Raw genomic sequence first — 22301 nt, forward strand, 5'->3', positions numbered from 1 at the left:
AGTTTTGTGGAACGGGCCGGAGAGCCCGTTCCTAAACAAGTAATTGAAAATGGTGCAAGATATCAGTTTAACCGGACTCGAACTCAGATTTTTATCAATCATACATACTAACACAATGCACGCTGTCGAAGTTTTAGAAGTTTCCAAAGTATTTAAAAGTGTCCGCAGTCAAGATTTCTTAGCTGTAGACAACATTAATCTGCAAATTTACGATCGAGAATTCTTTTCTTTACTCGGCCCTTCCGGCTGCGGCAAAACTACAACTTTGCGAATGATTGCCGGTTTTGAAATTCCCACAGCGGGCGAAATTTACATTCACGGTCAACCGATGCAAAATCGCCCGCCATTTCACCGCCCTGTGAATACGGTATTTCAAAACTATGCTTTATTTCCGCACATGACAGTAGCACAAAATGCCGCTTTTGGGTTGGAAATGGAGAATATGCCTCAGACAACAATTCGTGATCGCGTTGCTGATGCCTTAGCATTAGTACAGTTAACCGAGGTAGGAAAACGCTATCCCCGCCAACTGTCAGGAGGACAGCAGCAGCGAGTAGCATTAGCAAGAGCATTAGTCAAACAGCCGTCTGTTTTGCTATTGGATGAACCCCTAGGAGCGCTGGATTTAAAATTGCGTAAAGAGATGCAATTAGAATTAAAAAAAATGCAGCGAAAATTGGGAATTACGTTTATTTATGTAACTCACGATCAGGAAGAAGCGCTAACGATGTCGGACAGAATTGCAGTGATGGATGGAGGAAAACTGCAACAAGTCGGCACGCCTGTTGATATTTATGAATATCCTAAAACGCGGTTTGTTGCTGATTTTATTGGCGACAGCAATTTTTTAAGTGGTCGAGTAGTAGAAAAGCAAAACGGTAAAATAATCGTGTTGGTTGACCAGCAGTTGCCAGTGTTAGTTGCGACAGCAGAAGATATGCCCGCTGGCAAAGTTGTCACCCTGGTGTTGCGGCCAGAAAAAGCTGGTATTTATCCGGCTAATTATGATGATGAAAATAGCTGGCCGGGAATAGTAGAAGAGGCTATTTATATTGGCACTGATACGCGCTATACGGTGCGGTTGACTGCTAAAAGTTCGATCGCCCTTCGCCGACAAAACTTGCACAGAGATGACTTGCAGCGACACCAAGTCGGCGACAGCGTTCGAGTCGCAGTGCCGCCGGAAAGTATCTACATTGTTTGACACTCAAGCGGGCTGAAGCTACTGAGATTATGCAGACAGAGTAAGATTAGGTACTGTCCGAAGTCTAACTATCGCTACGGTCGTCAAGCACCCTCTAACCAGTAAGGTTAAGTCCAAGCTACATGACAGTGGAAGACTTAGTTGAGATTTTGGAAGATTGAGGGGCAGACTGAAGATGCGATTCCTTCCCGGTAGAAGATAATCTACTTCTTACTTCTGCTTCCTCCTTCTTCCTTCGCGTCTTCGCGGTTCAATAATATAGACAGTATTGGTGCTAAACTCGCGTTTGACTTTGCAAAATTTCCTCCAACAGTCGCTCTTGACTTTTCGCAGGTTCCTTGCAAGTCAAACACTCGCAAACTAACCCGATAACACCTTCAGGCAAATCAGCCTCAATCTGACAGACAGCAGTCGGATAATACTGCGAAATCAACCCAGTAATTTGATCGGGAGTCGTGCGAATCAGGGTAGAATGCTGATACCAGTCGATCGCCGAAAGTAGACTCGGACAAGCTTGCGGAGCATCTTGCACAATACTGCTGAAAGCTTGCAAACCTTGCTCCACGCGATCGAGATATTCCAAATTTTGCCCCAACAGTGCGAGACGAACCAAAGAGGCGATCGCAATTCCATTCGCCGCCGGAGTTGCATTGTCTATATAGCTGCGTTCCCGCACCAACAAATCTCCGCTAGCATCCTTAGCAGTATTGTAATATCCTCCCAATTCCACGCTCCACAAAAACTCATCAAACTCTTCTTGCACCTGCACAGCTTTCTCCAACCAAAACTGAGAATTTGGCAACTGTTTTCCCTCTTCCCCGTTGCCTAAAGTCAAACTCGCTTGGTGCAAATCCAACAAAGCTTTCACAAACAAAGCATAATCTTCGGACTGCGCCGTTACAGCAGAGTGTCCGTCATAATTCAACCGCTGAAACCGCCCATCCGTCCACTGATTGTCTAAAATAAAATTAGCAGTTGTCACAGCTAATTCTAGATATTCCCAATTTCCAAAAACCGCTGCAGCGCGCGCTAAACCAGTAATCATTAAGCTATTCCAAGCAGCAATCATTTTCGTGTCAGTAACGGCGGGAATTCTACCCGGCCAACTGTCGTTTTTAGCTTCTTGATTGTTGCGGGCTGGCGGAAAGGTTTTTACACTATCGGGATTGCCACCGTAGCGAACAGCAAAGAGTTTAGCCAAAGCCGTTTCTACCGTGTCGCTCAGTTTTCCTGGATGGCGGCGCTGTAATACATTCTTGCCTTCAAAATTGCCGCTGCGGCTAACAGTAAACTGTGCTTTAATGTCGGCCAATTCCTCAGCAGTTAATAGTTGTTCCAGTTCGGCATAACTCCAGACATAAAACGCTCCTTCTTCCGGTTCAAATTCTTCAGAAGTGTTAAAGCTGTCCGCATCCTGTGCAGCATAAAAATAGCCTGTTGGCGCGGTCATTTCTCGCTTCAACCATTCTACTGTCCCCGCGATCGCAGTTTCAAAAGCGGGTTCTTGTATTCCCGCGCTCCACAAATTTGCTAAATACTCAACAATTTGACCGTTGTCATAGAGCATTTTTTCAAAGTGTGGCACAGTCCAAGTCGCATCAACCGTATAGCGGTGAAATCCGCCTCCTACGTGGTCATAAATGCCGCCCAATGCTAAGTCTAATCCGCGCTGAGTGCAGACTTGTTTGCTGTCGTGTTTTGATTCAAAATTAAATCGCGTTCCCCGCAGAGCTAGCTCTGCATAAGGTATCATCGGAAAACTGGGGCCGGGGTTGCTGCCCGCAATAATTTCGGTGTTGAGTTCTAAGCCTTTTTGAAAGAGTTCGTGATTTAATTCGGCGGTTACTCCTGACAGCGCTGCCGACTGTTGGAGGTTGCCTAAAATCTCTGCTTTGAAGGCTTCTACTTTGCCTTTTTCTGTGTCGTAAAAGCGGCGAATTGCTTGCAAAACTTCTAAAAATCCCGGCCGTCCATATCGCGGTTCTACGGGGAAATAAGTGCCTCCGTAGAAGGGAACTCGCTCGTCTGGAGTGAGAAAAACGTTGAGCGGCCAACCGCCTTGACCGGTCATCATTTGCAAGGTTTGCATATAAATGCTGTCGATATCCGGGCGTTCTTCACGATCGACTTTTATCGGTATAAAATGCGAATTCATGTATTGGGCGATCGCGCGATCGGAAAATGCTTCTCCTTCCATCACCGTACACCAGTGGCAGCTAGAGTAGCCAATTGACAGGAAAATCGGTTTATTTTCGCTTCGGGCTGTTTCTAGGGCTTCGTCGCACCAAGGCCACCAGTCGATCGGATTTTCGGCGTGTTTCCGCAGGTAAAGGCTTTGGGATTGAGCAAGACGGTTGACCATAATCAAATCCACTTTAACTCGTGCTGAGTAAGCTTGTCAGTTCTCTAGCAGTTTAGCGCGAGATGTTTTAGTTGAGTTGTCGCTGATAATTATGTTTTAATATTAAGGCTGATTATCTCGATCTAATATGAGCTTATCATCTCGGAGAACCTTCAATCAACAGCTCGGACAATTTTTGCTGAGTGCTGCTGTTCCTCCTGCTGTTATCAAACTGAGCCAAACTGAATCCTCGGAGCAAGCTTTATTAGAAACTAATCTTAACAATTTTCTGGCTAAAGCAGACCCAGAAATAGAATTATTAGTCCCAACATTTTTAGGTAATGACAAGCGCCGCTTTTACGGCAGAGGTGTTCCGAAAAGCTTGAATTTAATCGACAAATTTCAACTAGGCGGCGGCCGGACTTTTCTGGGAAGGCGGTCTGTAGTTTGGAGCGGTGCCGGTTGGACAGGACAGCCGACAATTACCAGAGACGGGGAAAAAACTTATTTAATTATAGGTGCTTATGACCACAATTTGCGAAAAATAGATATTGCTACCAATAAAGAAGTTTGGCGCTATAAATTTGATGATGTGATCAAAGGATCATCAACGATTTATATCGATGCAAAAGCGAGCGCTGAAAACAGAATTGTGATTTTGCAAGGTAGCCGCAGTGGCGGGGGTGGCAAAAAAGTAGTGCCGAGTTTTAGGGCAATATCTTTTAGAACTGGCAAGGAACTCTGGAAATTGGACATCAGGAAAACGCCCAGCTACAGCCGGGATAATGACAGCAGCGCCTTGGACATCGGCGGTGGAGTTTTGTTCAATGCGGGGGAAAATGCGATCGGCTATTTTCTCGATAGTTCCACAAGCAATGCAAAAATCAAACAAGGCATCAAGCAGCCAAATATCTTGTCGGAAGTACAGCTTTATGCAGCAGCAGATATCAGCAAGCACCGCGGCAACTTGGTAGCGGAATCATCGCCATCAAGGCTCAAAGATAGAATTTTTATAGCTGCTGGTTCCGGTCATATTTACGGTATTAGCATTGCAACTAAAAAGATTGTCTGGGATTTCTATACAGGTTCTGATTTGGACGGAAGTGCTGTAATTTCTAAATCAGGTAAACTGTTCTGTGCCATTGAAAAACAATACATTCAGGGCAACGGCGGAGTGCTGAAGCTGAATCCAAATAAAGAACCGAATGCCAGCGTCGAATGGTTTTTGCCTACCGGAAATCGCCGAATTTCTAGCTGGGAAGGCGGGATAATTGGCTCGGTGGCGTTGAATGACGAGTACAATTCAGGGGAGTTTCCGGCGCTGTTTGCCACAAATGCACTCGACGGCAATTTGTACATCGGTTCCCAAGATATGATTACAGGTAAAAAAACTTTTGTGCCTTGGCGAAACCAGTCTTACGATACTCCGGTAATAGTATTTAAAAAAGCGATTGGTTCTTCAATTTCGACTCCGATTTTTACCGATGGCAATAAACTGATCAGTGCGGGATACAACGGTGTTTATTTGTTCAATTTGAATTGGGAACGAGCGAAGTCGGGGGATCAGAATGCTTTGAAAAATGCTAAAGGGGAGTTTTACCGTTTGAAAGTAATAGAATCGGGGAGATTTAAGCCGGGTTTGTCATTTGAGGCGACGCCTGTAGTTTGGGACGGAATTGTGAGGATTTGCGCGAGGGATGGCTGGATGTATACTTTGGGGTGAACTACCTACAGTCTTGGCGACTGTCGGAAGTGCGATCGCATCCTCATTTTCTAGATGTTGAAATCCGCCAATCCCACTACCTGCAGCTTAACTGCGCTTATCGGAAACCTGTTAGAGCAATCCTCGCATCATTTGTGAATTTCTTACTCCCTCCCCTTACTAAGGGGAGAGTTGGGATGGGGTAAAAAATTTACGACTTATTTAGGATTGATATAGCAGCAGTGCACGAGCTTGATTGGTCGCTGTTGATTTTATTTACTAACGTGGGGCTTAGGATTGTGGCTGAATGCTTGGAATGTCGATCGAACTGAAGGGGAAGAGTACGAACAAGCGTTTCAGCGGTGGCTGTTGAAGAAACAGGTGGGACAGTGAAAAGCGCTTTTTATCGGTATAAAGTGCGAATTCATGTATTGGACGATCGCGCGATCGCAAAATGCTTCACCTTCCATCACCCTACACCAGTGGCAGCTACAGTAGCGAATTGAAAGAAAAATCGGTTTATTTTCCCTCCAGGCCCTTTCTCAGGCTTCGTCGCACCAGGCCCACCAGTCGATCGGATTTTCGGCCTGTTTTGGCAGATAAAAGGTTTGGGATTGAGCAAAACGGTTGACCATAATCAAATCCACTTGAACTTTTGCTGGGTAAGCTTGTCAGTTCTCTAGCAGTTTAGCGCGAGATGTTTTAGCTGAGTTGTTGCTGATAATCCTGTTTTCAGATGATCGCTGATCATTTATATGTCAAATTAGTTGAGCGTCTCGGAGAACCTTCAATCAACCGCTGGGAAAATTTTAGCTGACTGCGACGGTTCCTCCTGCTGTCCTCAAACAGTGCCAAACTGAATCTGGAAATTGACGAGTGAGAAACCCGCTCAAACCTTGATATTTAGAGGGTTTAGGCTCTTGAAGATCCCTCAAGAGAGTAGTAATTATCACAAGTTTATTGACAATTTTGATGGTAGCGAACGCGAACGATCGTGATTAGACCCTGAAAAAAGTCTAAAAATTAGCGATCGCACACACACATTTTTTTGATGACAAGCTACTCAAACCCTTACTGTGTCAAGTATTTCTACTTGCTTATCACCCGTTAAATCTTGGAATCGAGCTTTTTCGGAAAAATAATATTAACCAATTTTTAGCGAAAGCAGACCCAGAAATAGAATTATTAGTCCCAACATTTTTAGATAACGACCACCGCGCCTTCTACGGTAGACGCAGGACAGTTTCATTCTCTTGTAGGGGCAGCAAAGAGTGGCTGCCCCAATCCCACCAAATGCCTAACAAATCCTGGATGGGTCGGGTCGGCATTCTGGGCACGACCCGTACAAAAAGCTGGTTTCCGTGAGAATGAAACAGCCCTGACGGTAGAGGTGTTCCGAAAACTATGTCCCAGAAAGTCGAGTCGTCCCTTTACTGGGCCAAAGTTCCGGCGTCACAGATAATAACGACCACCGAAACCATTGGTCTCTAAACTTAGATGTTGCACCATGATCAACAAGCCTGTTTTGGGCGGCCTCTCCTGCCCAACCCCTACTCCCCACAAGAAAACTCATTCTTTGTGGAACGGGCCGGAGAGCGGGTTCTTGATAATGGTGCAACATATAAGTCTAAATGGCGCTGGTTGCTGAATCCGAAAGCGAGAATCGACGCACCGAATATGCTCCAAGATTTTGTCCTGAGTTATAGTCCAGATTCCGCAGATTCAACTGTCACCATCGGTTATTACCTATTTTTACCCAGCAATCAAGCTATCACTTAAACTTTTCTACCGTACATTAACGGATAAAACACTTTTTAAGAGCATAAATCAGAGCTTTTAAACACATTGATCAGTAATTATGCTGTGTGAAAACCCAGGTTAGGAAGGTGGGTTATAGCTTTTTGAAATAGAAAAAAGTCAGGAGTAAAATCCGGGTGGCAGCACCCCTATTTTTTGATGCACGCCATAGGAAAGAGCTAGCTAGAAGCCATCAATTTAGGCATTTTGCCTAAATCCAATCAGCGTATTCTCAATCTTCATGGAATCTTTATCAAACCTACTTGCATTAACTTGTGCTTCGGTTTACATTGAATATGTGAAGGGAAAAAACCTGCTTCCAGTCAACTTAAAAAAATAACGGTGTCAACCATGAAATTCCAATTAAACTTAGTCAAATCTATTTTAGCTGTTGCCGGTGTCGCCGCTGTTAGTGCAGTCTCCGCAGCACCTGCCTCCGCCATCGGCTTTGGCTTTAGTAATATCACTGGTGGGGCTACGAGTGGAGATGCTTATGCTAGCAAGTTTAGCTTTGATGTCACAGATGGTGGAGCAAATAACGTTCTTTTCAAGATTGCAAATAACACATCAGTAGCCAGCATATTTATTGGTTCAGTTTACTTTGACACAGGTTCTAATACCAATTTATTGACCAACTTTGGCGTTAATGTTGGTAATAGCGCAGGAGTGCTTTTTAAAAATGATGGAGCTAAGAATATGTCACAAAGTACCCACCTTCAGGACGCTTGGTCTACTGATTTTTCAGCTACGAAAAGCGGTGGTCAAGGCGGTGTCGACACGGGTGAGATGTTGGGGGTGAGTTTTACTGGAAATTATGATAAGGTAGTTTCCGCGTTGACTGCTGGTACTTTGAGACTAGGGTTGCACGTCCAGGGTCTTCCTCCTCTTCCTGGTCAGTCCACTAGCGATTCTTTCGTCAGCAGCACTAGCAACACTGAAGCTACTCCTGAACCTTTAACAATGCTTGCTGCTGGAGCCGCTGTTGGTTTTGGTGCTATGTTCAAAAAGCAACGCGCTCAGGCTCAAAAAGCTGAATAGGCGATCATTTGAACTGGTTTTCGATTCGGGCTTGATGCCAAACTGATTATTTTATGTTCGAGCTAAAAACCTGGTTTCACCAAGAAACCAGGTTTCTTAGTATCTGATAGCGCGCCACCGTGAAAACCCCTGACTTGAAAGCCTATCTCAAGGGAGCATCTCATATTTGTTGTAAAAACACTTATTCTGGCTCCTTCCTTCTTCCTCTTTTCTCCTAGCTCCTGGCTCCCATTTCTAGCTTGGCTGCAAAAGTGAGATGCTCCCCATCTCAGTCAAATCCCTCTAGACAGCGCATTTAAGAACTACCGTAAGGCTATTTCTGAAGCATTTCCGATATATACCAATCCTTGCAAAAGTCGTAAATTTTTTACCGCACCCCAACCCACCCCGAACCCGCTCTGAGGAAGAAATTCACAAATGATTTAGGATTGCTATAAAGACACTGACATTCTTGAAAAGCAGAGAATCACCCTTGAGCATGGCTCGAACTCTAACTCGCTCAGCCGTATTTACTCAAACCTCAGTGTCACACCATGCGCGGTGCTAATTGCGTCTAGTCTCAAGAAATCCAACCCTCAATGAGGCTACTTATTTTTAATTTTTGTTGATTCACTCCCTTTTTAGTATTTGCTTACAGGGGCCAAGTAAGTAAGCGCTAGGCATCCAACCAATCATTTCCAGTAGCAGTCTTTTCAATAGGTGTCCTAATGCTGAGCTATGCGTTGCCTCTGAGTCTCACCATCCATCAAATTCCAGAGTGTCTACTAACATCATCTCCCAGATTTACGGCTTTTAAAATCCCCCTAGTCCTTTCCGTAGGAGGGGTTCAATCTACTGAGTTGTCCACCTCCCCTACTATTTTTATGATATGATCTAACAAGAGTCTGGACTGTTTTTAGTTCCTAGTCTGAAACCCTGGATTTTCCGTTGGTACTTCGATTGCCGAATCGCCGGGAAACCCTTATTCTAGGGTTTGCAATCAAAAACTGTCCCCAGTATGGCTCTCCTCAATCAACTAATAACTAATATCTAAAATGTTCAAGAGAAAACTTTTTTGGCTCATCATTATCGCCACAGCTTTAGTAACTCTGAATATGACACTCCTGTGGAAACTGGGGGATGTTGCTCATTTTTGGATGAGTATAGTTTTTTGGTTCGCTGTGGGTTCCCTGCTTTGGGACAACCACCATTTTCTCAAACAGAGTGAGATAAAAAGTGACTTATTATCGACAGTAGCAGGGACGCTATTAATAGCTTTTATTTTATTTAAAAGTGCTGGGGTTTCCAGTAAATTCGATCCTTTTTTAAGACTTGCACCTTTTTTGTCGGGTTTAGGTTTGAGCCTAATTGCGGTAGGTTTTCAGAACTTAAAACTATATTGGCGTGAATTGGTAATACTATTTTTTCATGGCACCCCCAGTGTCCTTACGTTACCTTTAGTGGATTTTGTTACCTCGCTTACTGCTAAATTTGCTTATTATTCTTTGTGGTATGTCGGTTTTGATGTAACACGTGACGGTAATTATGTTGCTTTACCGACAGGAAGGGTGTTGGTAAATGGGGGTTGTTCGGGTATAGAGGCAATGAATTATTTATTAGGTTTAGCTGTAGTTTGTTTGTTGATGTTTCCTACTAAACAAAATAAGGCTTTGGTAATAGGTGTCGCTGTCATTTGTGGTTTTATTATTAATGTTTTTCGAGTGGCGGGAATGGCATTGTTAGTTGCATCTCATCGCCTAGATTTGTTTAAATATTGGCATGAGGGTGAAGGTTCTTTAGTAGTGGGAATGCTTGCGGTGGTGTTGTTTGGGCTCTTTTATCAATTTATGTTGAAACGAGATAGCAAACTTAGTCAAAGTTCGGGAAATTAATTAGTTGCACTTTGAGGAAATATATGGGTTCTTCGATTTCCCCTCCCATAGTCAGGAGTCTCGCTCACTCAAATGTCTGGGTGTTGAAATCCGCCAATGTCACTACCTGTCGTTTAACGGCGTCTATATCTATCATAGAAAGGATGTCAGAAATTATAGGAAACCTGTTATGGCGACAACTGAAAGTCAAATAAATCAAATTTACGGTTCAGAGGATGCTCAAGGTATTTTACAGCTTGCGATCGCGCGGCGACAGGATGAGGGGGAATTATCCAGAGTGCAGCTTTTCGAGATTGCAGCGGAATTGGGCATTTCCGAACAGGATATTGTAGCGGCGGAACAGCAATGGTTAGCAACTAGAGGAGAATTTCAAGAAAAGCTGGTTTTTAACACTTTCCGTCGTCGTAAATTGCAGAAAAATGTAACAAAGTACGGCATTATCAATACTTTTTTAGTTTTGTTTAATCTAGCAGGAGCGCACGAGCTTTCTTGGTCACTGTTCATTTTACTAACGTGGGGATTGGGATTGTCGCTAAATGCTTGGAATGTTTATCAAACTGAAGGAGAAGATTACGAAAAAGCGTTTCAGCGGTGGCGGTTGAAGAAACAAGTCGGAGAGTCTATTGGTACTGCGACGAATAAGTTTAGGAAGTGGTTGCAGTCGTGATTTTCTCTTAAGAAAAAAGCGATCGCTTTTTCTTCAAATCAACTATCGCCCATACAAACAAATAGCAAAAGATAACTATTATGCCGGAAAAAACTGGGGCAAATGATTAATAACTGCTGTAATTTTATCCGATATTTAAGTTAGCTCCGACATTCTTAGCTGCCCTTCTCCCGCCATTTTCATACATCATTAGTTCGTACTTTTGGCAATTATTTCCAAACTACTGAGAACAAAATTGTGAGGGAGTAGCTGATCAAAAGCAGCGCGAGATTTCCGGCAGGCCTCAGCAAAATCGTCATCCGAAAGTTTATCGTGAAAAGCTTGGACATAATCTCCAATCCGATGCACTTCCGAAAAAGGAACGATCACGCAAAAATCTTCCCATTTCATACCTCTCAACTCCGGTAACGATTTATTGGTATCAATGAAAACCGGAATTCTCCCTGCTGACATCACCTCCCCGAGATGGTAACAGCCATTATCGTCTCCCCTCATCGCCAAGATATAAGCATTATTCTCGATATTTTCGATATACTCGGCTCTTTGGCGGTTTCTTTCTTCCACTGGGAGACTAAAAAAATCTCCCTTTCTTTCAATCACAGATATTTGTAGATTTTTCGCTTTTCGCACTTCTTTAATTATTTTTTTTCGGACTAATCGTGCAATCAACCTTCGCATTCCCAAATTCAAATTACGATTAACAAAAAGGTTGCATGCCATCCAGTTAACCATAGAATCCGAAAATTTAATATAACGTAATATCAACGTATTTAGTCGGGATGGATATTCAACATTTCCCACAAAACCGACAGTAGGTATTGATGGTTTTGGCATATTTACCTTCTCTCCCAGGTCATAAATCCATGGGGGTGTGGGTATGGATTTTTCTTTTTTATCACGGTAAGTTGCCGAGGCAAACAAGATTTCTCCTGGATAAGCCTGACACTCCAAACAGTTTGCAAAGGTGACGAGCGTCCTTTTTGATCCTAATACTTGGCGCCGGAATTTATTTAATTCAGCTTCCTTATGAAGGCCATAATAACTTGAAATAAAATGTGGAGTTACCACAATCTTGCCTGCATCTGCCAAGTCTGTAAATCGGTGAATCTTGACTACCTCCGGTAATTTATCCCTGAGCAAATTCCAAAACTGTAACTGTGGATTAGTGTCCGGCGGGCTGAGGTGCATTAGCAGTGGGGCTGGGCGTACCCCAGGAAGTAGTAAATCTTCCTTGATCCATATTTCCAGAGGTTTGTTCAGTTGGTCACTCATTTTTTTCTTCAGAGTAAATTTTTGTTTACTTTCAACCCAAATATTGACAGGCGGGGGACTCTCCCCGCCGCCACTGAATTTTAACATAGGCAATCAAAATTTTAAGAGCAGGGGGTAGGGTACCGCTAGTATAGAGCGTCTTACGTTTAATTAGAACGAGCTACTTCTGTGTTGCTTGCAGTTGCACCCAAAGTGCGCCCAAGTTTAACTGCAAACCCACTAAAATTACTGCGGCGAATCTTGCTTAGCCGCATCTTCAACCACAGGATGAATTAAAGCAGATCGCAAACCTTGCCGCATTTCCGAATTCAAATACCTGCGTTGCAAAACCTGCCATTTTTGCCAAGCTGCGTAGCGATTTTCGGCCAACAAACCCGCCAACTTGGGCAACTCTTTTTTCAGATCGCGATCGACAAAATCTGTCAGAAACTCGCCTAAAACTTCACTGTCTTGAATATCGCCCAAACATTCCTGAATAGCTTTCACATCTTCGACATAAACTTCGTAAGTCTCGCTGTAAAAATCCCCAAACAGATTCATCAAATAGCGAACCCGCTTCGCTTGCTTCCGCAAATCGTGCAGAATAGTTCCCTCGGCTGCTAACTTCTCTTCGACAGCCTCAGCATTTAAATCATCAACAACTTTAACTTTGCCATCTTCATATTCTGTACCCAACAGCCAAGCCGGATGTAGGAAAAACTCGCTGACTTGAGGTAACAGTAAATCTGGCAAAACCTCAGCAATTGGCAAATGTTCGATCGCCTGAAACTTCGGTTTTTCCAGCCAATCCTCGATCGACTGCTTCAGCGATTCGTAGCTTTTGTGCTCTAAAATCGCCCTCACCCCTTTCAAAGCCCGCTGGCGCTGTTTGAGCAAATTCAACAAAGCCTTATCCAAAACTTCCTGTTCGTCAGCCGGCAAATTCGGGTAATAGCGGTTTTGGAGACTTTCGAGCATCACATCCAAATCCCTGAGCGTTCCCAGAATCCGCCCCACCTTACCAATTTTACGTTCAGAACCCTCTTTTGGCCAATCTAAAACCGGAGCAAAACCAGTCACAGCCGATCGCAAACGTCTTAATCCCACGCGCATTTGATGAAGTTCTTCCGCGTCTTTGTCTTTGATAACTTCAGCCTCGTGTGCTACACTTTTGCGGAAATATTTATCAATCGCTCCAGATGCAGCGTCTCCGAGAGTTTTAACTTGAGTTTTAACTTTTGCTGATGTTTTTACGTTCATGGCAGGTGTAGATTCCACTTTGCAGATCGACTTTAATCTCGATTTCAAAGCTTTGTTAATAAGGGGTTATATCCTAGCACACACTTTTAATTTAGGAAGCGCAACCCGAATAAATCTTAATATAAAGTGCTTGACAATTTCTACTTAATCAGCATTTAGTAATCTAAAATTTTCAATCTAAAATCTAAAATCTAAAATCTAAAATAGAATTACCCTCCCTCGCCCTTGAGCTAATAAAAATTGGATTTCTAGCGCGCTTTCCCAAATAGGTTAAGATCGCTGCAAACCGATATTTATTCGCCAAAGGGTGAGAGAGGGTGCGATCGGGAGGACAAGTTTTAAATTAAATCAAACCCGCCCAGGCTGCCCGACTTCAAAGAGGCAGTTTAGCCTTTCCAGTCTTTCTCAGATTGCTCGAGCACGTAGGTTGCTACATCCTCGATTTGTTCGGGCTTCAACTTGGCGCCGAAAGCAGGCATAGCATTTTTGCCCTTAGTTACCTGAGTGGTAATAGCTTCCAGAGAATTCATACCGTACTTCTCAAGAGCTTCCTTTTTCAAGGTTTTCATGGCCATAACCACGTTGCCGCCACCGATGTGACAAGCAGCACAGTTCGAGCTAAAGATTTTAGCTCCTTTAACCGCATCACCTGCCAAAGCAGGGCGACCAAAGCCGACGGTAAAAATTGCGAACGCTAATAGGGCGATCGATAAGAGTCTTTTCAACGCAGTTCTCCTCTAATGGACACGCAAATGGTGATTCTTTAGATATTTTACCTGTTAAAACAGGCGCGATCGCGCAGTCGTATCGCCTTCTTTCGAGTAATTTACCACTTTTTGGCAGTGGCAGTTCAACTCTCAAAATTCTCCACGCCCCAGCCCGGAGCTTTCTGAGCAGCCCGGATCACAAAAGCCGCTAAATTTTCAATCTCAGCCTGTGGCATCCAGCTTTCCGGCACTTGGCGGCACCAAAAAGTCTCCTCAGTACCGTCATAAGTCATCGGTTCTCTCAGATACCCCACCAGACTATTGATGTTGTTGCGGGGAGGCGTTGCCCCTTTAAGGTCAGCCAAAGACAGAGATATCGTCGGATCGGGCAAATTAGCTCCTCCGACGTGACAATTAAGGCAATTTTGCTCGAACAATACCTTGCCCGCAGACAAATCCTGAGCCGAAAACAAGCGAGTATGTCCCTCAGAGTCCAACTCCAGAGCCACAGGTTCGCTGGCTTGTAAATACCTATTCACGTAAGAATCGGCAGCAGCCAAAACAGGTTGAGGAGGCAACAGCACGATCGGCAAAATAATTAACATCCCCAACAGAAAGCAGACAAAAGCACCACGACGCAGCATGAGGGACTACAACCTTTTGCGAGAATCAATGAGCCGGAGGTAAATTTTAGATTTCAGATGTTAGAGCGAAAAACGACCAGCCAGCAATTCTTGCCGAACTTCAGCCCTCTCCCAATCCAACATCCAAAATCTAAAATCTAAAATCTAAAATCGATTAGCGAGCGCCTTTGCCACCAGCCCACTGCTTGGAGACAATTTTCGGCTGCAACAGAATGTGACCGGCAATCGCGTACAAATCGTCATCCGAGAGATTTCTCATCTCAGCGAAAATATCCGCACTCTTCATGCTCGGATGCAGTTCCGAAATTTCCTCAAACCCGTCATAAGTGGTGGGATTTTTCATAAAGTCCACCAGCGACTCAATATTATTCCGGGGCGGGTTAGCCAAAGCCAGAGTTTCCGGGCTCAAATTCACGTTCGGGTCAGTTTTGGTCATCCCCGCAGCGTGACATTGAGCGCAAGCCGAATTGAATAGGCGTTTGCCTTGCTGAACTTGTTTGAGGCTCAGCACCACTGGAGCACCCTTGTCATTCAAAGTCACAGTGCGAAGTTCAGGACTCAGTTCGACAGCCATCGCACTGCTGACAAATAACTGAAAGCTCAAGAATACAGCGGTCAGAGCAATGAAATATCTTTTAAGCATGGTTCTCCTTAAAAAAATCCGGCAAATTATTGAACGCTAAGAGAGTATAGCTGGCAAACAGATTTGTGTTCAAAATTCCCTCTTTCTGCAACAACTGGCGAAAGTTGGTGCAGCCATACCTTTAAAGGTAGAGGAATTTTGCGATCTAATCTGCACGAAGTTTTGAGTCGCGCCTTTTTTCGAGAGTGGACATAATTGCCTTAACATCCTCCAAAGCCAAACGGGTTTGAGGGTGCTTGTAGGCAATTTCCAACTCATCGCACAAGCGGATCACATCTTCAACAGGGACGTTGAAGTCCTCTGCTATTTCTGCGATGGACAGGTCTGCAAAACCCATAATTTTTAGGTCGCTGACAGGTCAAAATTGAGTTGACGGCTATTAACTGAAAGCCGGACAATTTTAGAAAGCGCTGTTAGCTTGTTCTGTTAGTTTGTTCTGAGATGTTGTTCGATCGCAAGCTAACTAACCGCTAACTGCGACTAGGCATTTTTGCCCAGCCTAACTTCAGGGCCAATCAACTTCCGATCAATATCATCCCACTGCTGCGTCGTTATTACCAATAGGACTTGCGCGGGCGGGGTTAAAAACCCCGTGTCTGCGTGAACGTCTCGTTAACAAACTCAATATTTTTGGTATAAGCCAGGTTTTTCGCAATTCCTCAGCAATTTCCTCTGTGCCCCGCACTCACCAACAGACAATCCTCCGGCGCAGCAGCTTAGGGAGAAAGTTTGAAAGCGTGAGTCTGCGGGGGCAAAGCGTGGTTATCGCTGGCTTCGAGGGCGGGGAATTCCGAGTCTGCCAAGAAAGGCTGGGGCTGGTGGAGGCTGATGAGCTGACCGAGAGTTTTCTTTAATTGAGTCCGGGGTACAATCAAGTCTACAAAACCGTGGGCGAAGGAGTATTCGGAAGTTTGATAATTTTCCGGCAGCTTTTCCCGCAGAGTTTGCTCGATTACCCGGCCGCCCGTAAAGGCCACAGTAGCTTTTGGCTCTGCAATTATAATGTCTCCCAGCATGGCAAAACTGGCGGTGACGCCGCCGGTGGTCGGGTGGGTCAAAATCGGGATGTAAAGCAGTCTCGCTTCCCGGTGGCGTTCCAGAGCCCCGGAAATTTTAGCCATTTGCATCAAGCTGAGCATTCCTTCTTGCATTCTTGCACCACCGGAAGCGCAGACAATGATCACGGACAAGCGTTCCCGCGTGGCGTGTTCGATGAGGCGAGTCAGCTTTTCTCCGACAACTGATCCCATGCTGCCGCCGATGAACTGAAATTCCATGACTCCGAGGGCGACTGGCAAATTTTCTAGTTTGCCGATGCCTGTTTCTACGGCGTCTAGGTGGCCTGTTTTTTCTTGAAATTCTCGGAGTCGATCGCTATATTTTTTTCGATCGCGAAATTTCAGGGGATCGGTGGCGTGCAGTCCTTCGTTAAGGGGCACCCAGGTATTGGGATCGATCAACTGCTCGATGCGATCGTCACTGTAAACTCTGATATGATGCCCGCATTCCAAGCAAACCATTTGATTTGCTCGCAGGTCTTTGGTATAACTCAGGGCATCGCAAGCTTCGCATTTATTCCAAAGTCCGTCCGCAATTTCTCGTTCCGGCCGTTCTTGGGAGTTGGGTACTGATTTTCGTCGATTTGCAAACCAATCAAATAGAGACATTAAAACTTGGTAATTGGTAATTGGTAATTGGTAATTGGGAATTGGTAATTGGTAATTAGTAATTGTTAGTTGTTAGTTGCTAGTTGTCAATTGCTAGTTGTTCAGTGACTAATGACTAATGACTAATGACTAATCACCAGATTCTGGCTCATCTTCAACTGGACTGATGAGGAGCGATGCTGTTCGCTGGTGTTCTGGAAGAACTTGCAGGGCTGTAGCACTTCCAGCCCCGAAATAAGATGCTATGCCCAAGTCTACAATCCGGGCCGGGATTTCATGAGCAGCTAGGAGCTGCTGCATTAATTCCGCTTCCCAACGAAAGCTAGTAGTTGTAAGTGTAATCCAAGACACGGAACAATTTTACCAATTTTTGAGACAATGTTATGTTCGATCGCGCCTGACTACGGGCACATCAGAAACTAAAATTCGGGAAAAACAACTGCCAGTAACTAGATAAGATCGCTTCGCCCCACAGAGCAGTAATTGCTGTACCGAGAGCCAGAAACGGGCCGAAAGGCATGGGTTGACGCCGATCGAGTAACCCGATAGCGATCGCCCCGCCACCGACAAAAGCCCCGGCGACACAGGCGATAAATCCCGCTAGCAGCAAGTATTTCCAACCCAGCCAAGCTCCCATCAAGGCGGCCAATTTTGTATCTCCGGCGCCCATAGCATTCTGCCCCAGCCCGATCGTCCCGGCAAGTCCGATCGCGTCAAACAGCCACAACCCGACAACTGCTCCCGCGATCCCATCGAGTACCAGATAGTGTATCGAGTCGATCAAACTAAATGTCGGCCACCAACCTTTCGCCACCTGGAAAACCAATCCGAGCACCAAACCCGATCGAGTTAAAGAATTAGGCAAAGTCATTGTATCGCAATCAATCAAAGACAAAGCCAACAGCCAGCTAAACAAAGCCCAAAAACCAAGAGTTTGCACTGTTACGCCAAACCGCCAAAAGATTAGCAAAAATAGCAAACCCGTAGCTGCTTCCACCAGTGGATAACGGACAGAAATCCCACTGTGGCAGTGATTGCAGCGTCCCCGCAGCCATAGCCAACCGAAAACGGGTATATTTTCGTAATTTCTGAGTTGATTTAAACATTTGGGACAGCGAGAAGGAGGGTGGATCACCGACAAACCCGCAGGCAACCGATAGACTACCACATTTAGAAAGCTGCCAATAGCCGATCCGACAATAAAGACGATCGCCGTGACAAGGCAATTAAAGATTATTTCCATTAAGTTGACTGTTGACTGTTCACTTTTGACTGGGGTTATGTATCAGTTGTCAGTTGTCAGCAGCGCTGTTTCATTCTCTTGTAGGGGCAGCAAAGAGTGGCTGCCCCAATCCCACCAAATGCCTAAAAGATCCTGGATGGGTCTGGTCGGCATTCTTCGCACGACAAGAGTCAAAACGTGGGTTTTCCTGAGAATGAAACAGCCCTGAGTTGTCAGTTGTTAGAGCCTGTACGGTCAATTACCCATCATAAAAGGTATTAATAGTCAAAAATGCAAGTTTTCATAAAATCCTGAAAACATGGCTCTTCACGAGAAACCTATTTTAGTGCGACCGTTGGAGCGGACATAATATTAGTTACTAATTACCAATTCCCAATCCTCAATTATCAATTATCACCAATGACCAATTAGCAATTAATACATTTGAGATTCAATTTCGTCAAAAGTAACAAAACGTTCACCCGGCAATAAAATCGGCTGCGAAGCAAAAATTACCTGGCCTCGATCGCTTCCTTGACTGACAACTACACCCGCCGGACGCTGCATCTGCTCGGAATGCACTTTCAGATACATACCATAGGCCGATCGAGCAGCTCGGATCAAATCGGGAGCTAGCAAGCTGTGAGTCTCGGAAGTTTCTATAGTGGGTTCTGGGTTGGGCTGGTATGGAGTCACTGGAAACTTATCATAATGGTATAGGTCGAGTTATTGGTGTAGCATCTCGATTGATCGAACTTACCCTATTTTTTAAGAATAAACTTAGGTGGAAATTATTAATAGATTAACCTACAATCCTCCCTTGGCTGCGATCGAACTGCGACTGCGATCGCTCCTTTCGGCTCAACTGTACGCTGCTGCGTGGGTAGATCCGTCCCCCGCAACGCTAATGGGGGTTTTCGATCACCTGCGAACTCTGCGCTACATCCTCCACGACTACGTGCCCAGGCCAGTGTCCGAATCTCCGCCCAACCCGGGCGAGGTGCGCTACCAGTGGCAAACAGGCACCTTGCTGTTCACCGATTTGGAAGGGTTTACGTCGCTGTTGGAAGCAAACGCGGCCCAAGGACGCAAGGGAGCTGAAACGTTGCTGGGCGTGATTAACGACTATTTTGCCTCGATGATTGAAATTGTCAGCAAATCGGGCGGGGATTTGCTGGAGTTTACCGGAGATGCCATGCTGGTGCAGTTTCTGTCAGGAATTCACCAAGAGGATACAGCCAGGGCGGTGCGGGCTGGTTTGCGGATGCAGCGGGCGATGGCTGAATTTGCGAATATTGAAACGGCGCGGGGTGTTTTGTCTTTGAAGATGCGGGTGGGCATCCACTGCGGCCGCTACATTAGTGCTGACATCGGTACACCGCAGCGGATGGCTCACGTACTGCTGGGACATTCAGTCCAGCAAGCCAAGCAAACTGAGGGTTCTGGGAGTGTGGGGCGGGTGTGTGTGACTGAAACTGCTAGAGAGTCTTTGGGAGAGCAATTTCGCTTTGAACCCGGGAAACAGGGTTATTTTTTGGTGGCGGACGATTTCACGGACGATCGACTCGGAGAGTATGATATCACTTTGACTGGGCGGCGGATGCCGAGTTCGGTATTGCTCGATCGCAGCGTTGCGGGCTTGGTAAAAGAAATCGGGGAAGCTGTGAATCGGCTTGAACCTCTTGCTAGTTATATTCCCAACACTATCCTGAGACTGCTGGTGGAAAATGCAGACAGGCGGAAAATTCCGCCGGATTTTCCTGAACCGACCGTGATGTTTGTCAACTTGATAGGTTTACCGGAGTCTGTGGAGAAAGCTTCGCCGGAGGAAGAAGTCAACCTGGTAGTGGGTTTTTCTCGGGTGTTTGCGTTGATCGATGCTGTAGTCTCAGCTAAAGGGGGCGTGTTGCAAAAAGTAACGGCGCACTTAGATGGTTCGGATATGCTGATTTATTTTGGCGTGCCCGACGCTCACACGGATGACACCAGCCGCGCGGCTAGTGCCGCGATTGCAATCCGAGATATCATTGCAGGTTTGCCTCTGGTAATTATCGCGGGTGAAGAAATAAAAGTAAGCTGTCAAATTGGGCTGTCCCTGGGGCCGGTGTTTGCTGCTGAGGTTGGGGAACCGCGAGGGCGCAGGGAGTTTAATATCCTCGGGGATACGGTGAATACGGCTGCTCGGTTGATGAGCAAGGCGGGGGAAAACCAAATTTTGATTGCTGAAAGGGTGTATGAGTCGATCGATCTCAACTTCATTTGTGAGGCTTTGGGATCTGTTGCTCTGAAGGGGAAATCTGCTCAAACTCCGATTTTTGCTTTGCAAGGTGCAAAAGGGGAGAAGGGAAAAGGGGGCGTTTAAATAACTTTGCTGGCTAATAATGGCATACTACTCGTCAATTGAGAGCATGACAAACCATTACCGCATCATTAATAATGATGCGCGAGCGTACCCCAAAATATTTAAATACGGTAAATCGATAAAATTAGCGTATATAGCCTGTAATACTCCAACAACGATCGCGATCGTTGGTGCTGGCTTTAGTGGTTCTCTAGTAGCGACTAACCTGTTAAACGGAACTTACCCCCTGCGAGGGTAGTTCTGGGGGCTGTATTCTTTGTCCCGTCTCGGTTTTAGCGACTTGACTGCCGACAAACCGTAGTCATTTATTTAAGATTTTCTTAATATTTAGGCCCAGAGTATTGTTCTGTGATGAATTTAAGCAAAAACTCCGCCACATAAGGGTTGTAAGAGATTGTAGTCATGTAAAAGACTTGGACGCTCCGGGCAAGTCTCACCTCGCAATGGTTTCAGACGGAACTTACCCCGCACACGGCGTCAGTCCCGGTTAAAAACAGCTAACCGCCCCCTGCTAATCAAGCTGATTGAGCGCGATCGCCATATTGGCAAGGGAGTTGCCTATAGCACCACCAAAAGTCGAGTTGGTTTTTTTAACCATCCATTGATCTTGAGTGTGCCTTGCTGTAAGATAAAATTCAGCTATACTACGGTAAACCAATCGATTTATAGTATAAAATGCGTAAGTCCTAATTAAACGAGACATTTAGCAAGGAATTGAGGAGACGAATCATGAGCAAGTGGTTTGCCATTGCCGGACGTAGGTTGCTGCTATTTTTTATTTCTGGGGTGTTTCTAGCGGTATTAGTCAATGCCTGTACTAATTCTGCCTCTCCTGGAACTGGCACTACAGCAGCATCGCCAGGCTCATCTCCTACGGCAGTTCCTACGGTAGTACGTTTAGATTATGCCTACTACAATCCTGTCAGTCTTGTGTTGAAAGAGAAAGGCTGGCTGGAGGAAGACTTAGCCAAAACCAATATCAAAGTGGAATGGGTGCTCAGTCAAGGTAGTAACAAGGCATTAGAGTTTCTCAATGGCAGCAGCATAGACTTTGGCTCGACTTCTGGTGCTTCCGCACTGATTGCCAAAGCCAATGGCAATCCCATCAAGTCTATTTACGTTTACTCGAAGCCCGAATGGACAGCATTAGTAACTACTGCAAATTCTTCCATTCAAAAAGTCGCCGATCTCAAAGGCAAGAAAGTTGCAGCAACGCGCGGAACAGATCCGTTTATTTTCTTGTTGCGTGCCTTGGATCAAGTCGGTTTGACTACCAAAGATGTAGAAATTGTGCCTTTGCCACACGCTGACGGTAAAGCTGCCCTTGAGAAAGGCGATGTCGATGCCTGGGCTGGTCTCGATCCATTTATGGCACAGACAGAAGTAGAAAAAGCCTCGAAACTCTTCTTCCGCAATCCCAAACTAATTAGTCAAGGCTTTTTGAATGTCCGCGAGGCATTTGCCAAACAATATCCTGAACAAGTTAGTCAAGTGCTAACCGCCTATGAGAAGGCACGGAAATGGGCGATCGCAAATCCTAGTGAACTCAAGCAAGTGGTGATTAAAGCATCGAAGCTGACAGAAGCGGTAGCAACTAAACAATTAGAGGAGCGAACTGATATATCAAACTCATCGATTGGTGACGAACAAAAAGCCGTTATTAGTGCTGCTGGGGATGTCTTGAAAAAAAGCGGCGTGATCGAGGATTCCGTTGATGTCATTACAGTAGTTAACAATTTAATCGATCCGCAGTATGTGGCAAAGGTTGCCAAATCATAAGTAAAAAAAATCTGCTGTGGATATACACCAACTCACCAACGCATATCAGAAATTTAAAAATTAAAAATTAAAATTTTAAAAATAAATTCATCATTTTTAATTTTGCATTTTTAAATTTCAATTCCGAGCCAAAGCTATCTATGCAG

19 protein-coding genes and 1 pseudogene are annotated in these 22301 nt (G+C 45.1%); 8 read left to right on the plus strand and 12 right to left on the minus strand.

Annotated features, from left to right (window positions below; translation table 11 throughout):
- Positions 1–115 precede the first annotated feature (115 nt).
- Positions 116–1204, plus strand: a complete 1089-nt coding sequence (locus tag QUB25_RS03925; protein WP_333182162.1) for an ABC transporter ATP-binding protein — start codon at positions 116–118, stop codon at positions 1202–1204.
- 274 nt (positions 1205–1478) lie between these two features.
- Here QUB25_RS03925 and QUB25_RS03930 read toward each other — a convergent pair whose 3' ends face one another.
- Positions 1479–3566 carry a thioredoxin domain-containing protein gene (locus QUB25_RS03930; RefSeq protein ID WP_333182075.1) on the minus strand — a complete coding sequence of 696 codons (2088 nt, stop codon included), beginning with the start codon at positions 3564–3566 and terminating at the stop codon, positions 1479–1481.
- A gap of 127 nt (positions 3567–3693) precedes the next feature.
- On the opposite strand from QUB25_RS03930, the gene QUB25_RS03935 reads away from it, so the two are divergent.
- The gene (locus QUB25_RS03935) at positions 3694–5268 is read left to right on the plus strand and encodes an outer membrane protein assembly factor BamB family protein (RefSeq protein ID WP_333182076.1); all 1575 of its coding nucleotides are present in this window, start codon (positions 3694–3696) and stop codon (positions 5266–5268) included.
- 380 nt (positions 5269–5648) lie between these two features.
- Here QUB25_RS03935 and QUB25_RS03940 read toward each other — a convergent pair.
- Positions 5649–5882, minus strand: a pseudogene (locus QUB25_RS03940) (DUF255 domain-containing protein); the annotation flags it as partial.
- 862 nt (positions 5883–6744) lie between these two features.
- Here QUB25_RS03940 and QUB25_RS03945 point away from each other — a divergent pair.
- The 4 genes from QUB25_RS03945 (at position 6745) to QUB25_RS03960 (ending at position 10620) form a co-directional block, all read left to right on the plus strand.
- Positions 6745–7026, plus strand: coding sequence for a hypothetical protein (locus tag QUB25_RS03945; protein ID WP_333182077.1), 282 nt, complete (start codon positions 6745–6747; stop codon positions 7024–7026).
- Between the two features lie 369 nt (positions 7027–7395).
- Positions 7396–8082: a PEP-CTERM sorting domain-containing protein gene (locus tag QUB25_RS03950; protein ID WP_333182078.1), complete on the plus strand. Its 687-nt coding sequence runs from the start codon at positions 7396–7398 to the stop codon at positions 8080–8082.
- Positions 8083–9116: 1034 nt separating this feature from the next.
- Positions 9117–9953, plus strand: a complete 837-nt coding sequence (crtA, locus tag QUB25_RS03955; RefSeq protein ID WP_333182079.1) for a cyanoexosortase A — start codon at positions 9117–9119, stop codon at positions 9951–9953.
- Between the two features lie 169 nt (positions 9954–10122).
- On the plus strand, positions 10123–10620 hold the full coding sequence (locus QUB25_RS03960; protein ID WP_333182080.1) for a 2TM domain-containing protein: 498 nt from the start codon (positions 10123–10125) through the stop codon (positions 10618–10620).
- A 189-nt stretch (positions 10621–10809) separates the two neighbouring features.
- Here QUB25_RS03960 and QUB25_RS03965 read toward each other — a convergent pair whose 3' ends face one another.
- The 10 genes from QUB25_RS03965 to QUB25_RS04010 form a co-directional block, all read right to left on the minus strand.
- Positions 10810–11979 (minus strand): hypothetical protein, encoded by a 1170-nt coding sequence (locus QUB25_RS03965; protein WP_333182081.1) that lies wholly within the window; start codon positions 11977–11979, stop codon positions 10810–10812.
- A 138-nt stretch (positions 11980–12117) separates the two neighbouring features.
- On the minus strand, positions 12118–13131 hold the full coding sequence (locus QUB25_RS03970) for a CHAD domain-containing protein (protein WP_333182082.1): 1014 nt from the start codon (positions 13129–13131) through the stop codon (positions 12118–12120).
- Positions 13132–13517: 386 nt separating this feature from the next.
- Complete coding sequence (gene petJ / locus QUB25_RS03975) at positions 13518–13856, minus strand: cytochrome c6 PetJ (RefSeq protein WP_333035581.1); 339 nt, start codon at positions 13854–13856, stop codon at positions 13518–13520.
- A gap of 125 nt (positions 13857–13981) precedes the next feature.
- Complete coding sequence (gene psbV2, locus QUB25_RS03980) at positions 13982–14482, minus strand: photosystem II cytochrome PsbV2 (protein WP_333182083.1); 501 nt, start codon at positions 14480–14482, stop codon at positions 13982–13984.
- Between the two features lie 154 nt (positions 14483–14636).
- Positions 14637–15125: a photosystem II cytochrome c-550 gene (psbV, locus tag QUB25_RS03985; RefSeq protein ID WP_333035576.1), complete on the minus strand. Its 489-nt coding sequence runs from the start codon at positions 15123–15125 to the stop codon at positions 14637–14639.
- 145 nt (positions 15126–15270) lie between these two features.
- Entirely contained in the window at positions 15271–15462 is a 192-nt protein-coding gene (locus QUB25_RS03990) for a translation initiation factor IF-2 (RefSeq protein ID WP_333035575.1), read from the minus strand.
- 379 nt (positions 15463–15841) lie between these two features.
- On the minus strand, positions 15842–16792 hold the full coding sequence (gene accD, locus QUB25_RS03995; protein WP_333035573.1) for an acetyl-CoA carboxylase, carboxyltransferase subunit beta: 951 nt from the start codon (positions 16790–16792) through the stop codon (positions 15842–15844).
- A 129-nt stretch (positions 16793–16921) separates the two neighbouring features.
- Positions 16922–17143, minus strand: coding sequence for a hypothetical protein (locus QUB25_RS04000; protein WP_333035572.1), 222 nt, complete (start codon positions 17141–17143; stop codon positions 16922–16924).
- A gap of 61 nt (positions 17144–17204) precedes the next feature.
- The gene (locus QUB25_RS04005) at positions 17205–18035 is read right to left on the minus strand and encodes a prepilin peptidase (protein ID WP_333035755.1); all 831 of its coding nucleotides are present in this window, start codon (positions 18033–18035) and stop codon (positions 17205–17207) included.
- 414 nt (positions 18036–18449) lie between these two features.
- Positions 18450–18710 (minus strand): hypothetical protein, encoded by a 261-nt coding sequence (locus QUB25_RS04010; protein WP_333035570.1) that lies wholly within the window; start codon positions 18708–18710, stop codon positions 18450–18452.
- 88 nt (positions 18711–18798) lie between these two features.
- Here QUB25_RS04010 and QUB25_RS04015 point away from each other — a divergent pair, with 88 nt between their 5' ends.
- The gene (locus tag QUB25_RS04015; RefSeq protein WP_333059364.1) at positions 18799–20376 is read left to right on the plus strand and encodes an adenylate/guanylate cyclase domain-containing protein; all 1578 of its coding nucleotides are present in this window, start codon (positions 18799–18801) and stop codon (positions 20374–20376) included.
- A 729-nt stretch (positions 20377–21105) separates the two neighbouring features.
- Positions 21106–22155 carry an aliphatic sulfonate ABC transporter substrate-binding protein gene (locus QUB25_RS04020; RefSeq protein ID WP_333182084.1) on the plus strand — a complete coding sequence of 350 codons (1050 nt, stop codon included), beginning with the start codon at positions 21106–21108 and terminating at the stop codon, positions 22153–22155.
- Positions 22156–22301 lie beyond the last annotated feature (146 nt).

It is taken from the genome of Microcoleus sp. B3-D7 (genome assembly GCF_036705305.1).
Taxonomy (GTDB): Bacteria; Cyanobacteriota; Cyanobacteriia; order Cyanobacteriales; family Microcoleaceae; genus Microcoleus.

Excerpts from the sequence above, each read along its gene's own strand:
- QUB25_RS03960 (WP_333182080.1), top strand. The coding sequence starts at position 10,123 with ATGGCGACAACTGAAAGTCAAATAAATCAAATTTACGGTTCAGAGGAT.
- QUB25_RS03990 (WP_333035575.1), bottom strand. The coding sequence starts at position 15,462 with ATGGGTTTTGCAGACCTGTCCATCGCAGAAATAGCAGAGGACTTCAAC.
- accD (WP_333035573.1), bottom strand. The coding sequence starts at position 16,792 with ATGTCTCTATTTGATTGGTTTGCAAATCGACGAAAATCAGTACCCAAC.
- QUB25_RS03965 (WP_333182081.1), bottom strand. The coding sequence starts at position 11,979 with ATGTTAAAATTCAGTGGCGGCGGGGAGAGTCCCCCGCCTGTCAATATT.
- QUB25_RS03970 (WP_333182082.1), bottom strand. The coding sequence starts at position 13,131 with ATGAACGTAAAAACATCAGCAAAAGTTAAAACTCAAGTTAAAACTCTC.
- QUB25_RS03950 (WP_333182078.1), top strand. The coding sequence starts at position 7,396 with ATGAAATTCCAATTAAACTTAGTCAAATCTATTTTAGCTGTTGCCGGT.
- QUB25_RS03930 (WP_333182075.1), bottom strand. The coding sequence starts at position 3,566 with ATGGTCAACCGTCTTGCTCAATCCCAAAGCCTTTACCTGCGGAAACAC.
- QUB25_RS04005 (WP_333035755.1), bottom strand. The coding sequence starts at position 18,035 with ATGGAAATAATCTTTAATTGCCTTGTCACGGCGATCGTCTTTATTGTC.
- QUB25_RS03925 (WP_333182162.1), top strand. The coding sequence starts at position 116 with ATGCACGCTGTCGAAGTTTTAGAAGTTTCCAAAGTATTTAAAAGTGTC.
- QUB25_RS03945 (WP_333182077.1), top strand. The coding sequence starts at position 6,745 with ATGTTGCACCATGATCAACAAGCCTGTTTTGGGCGGCCTCTCCTGCCC.
- crtA (WP_333182079.1), top strand. The coding sequence starts at position 9,117 with ATGTTCAAGAGAAAACTTTTTTGGCTCATCATTATCGCCACAGCTTTA.
- psbV (WP_333035576.1), bottom strand. The coding sequence starts at position 15,125 with ATGCTTAAAAGATATTTCATTGCTCTGACCGCTGTATTCTTGAGCTTT.
- psbV2 (WP_333182083.1), bottom strand. The coding sequence starts at position 14,482 with ATGCTGCGTCGTGGTGCTTTTGTCTGCTTTCTGTTGGGGATGTTAATT.
- QUB25_RS04020 (WP_333182084.1), top strand. The coding sequence starts at position 21,106 with ATGAGCAAGTGGTTTGCCATTGCCGGACGTAGGTTGCTGCTATTTTTT.
- QUB25_RS03935 (WP_333182076.1), top strand. The coding sequence starts at position 3,694 with ATGAGCTTATCATCTCGGAGAACCTTCAATCAACAGCTCGGACAATTT.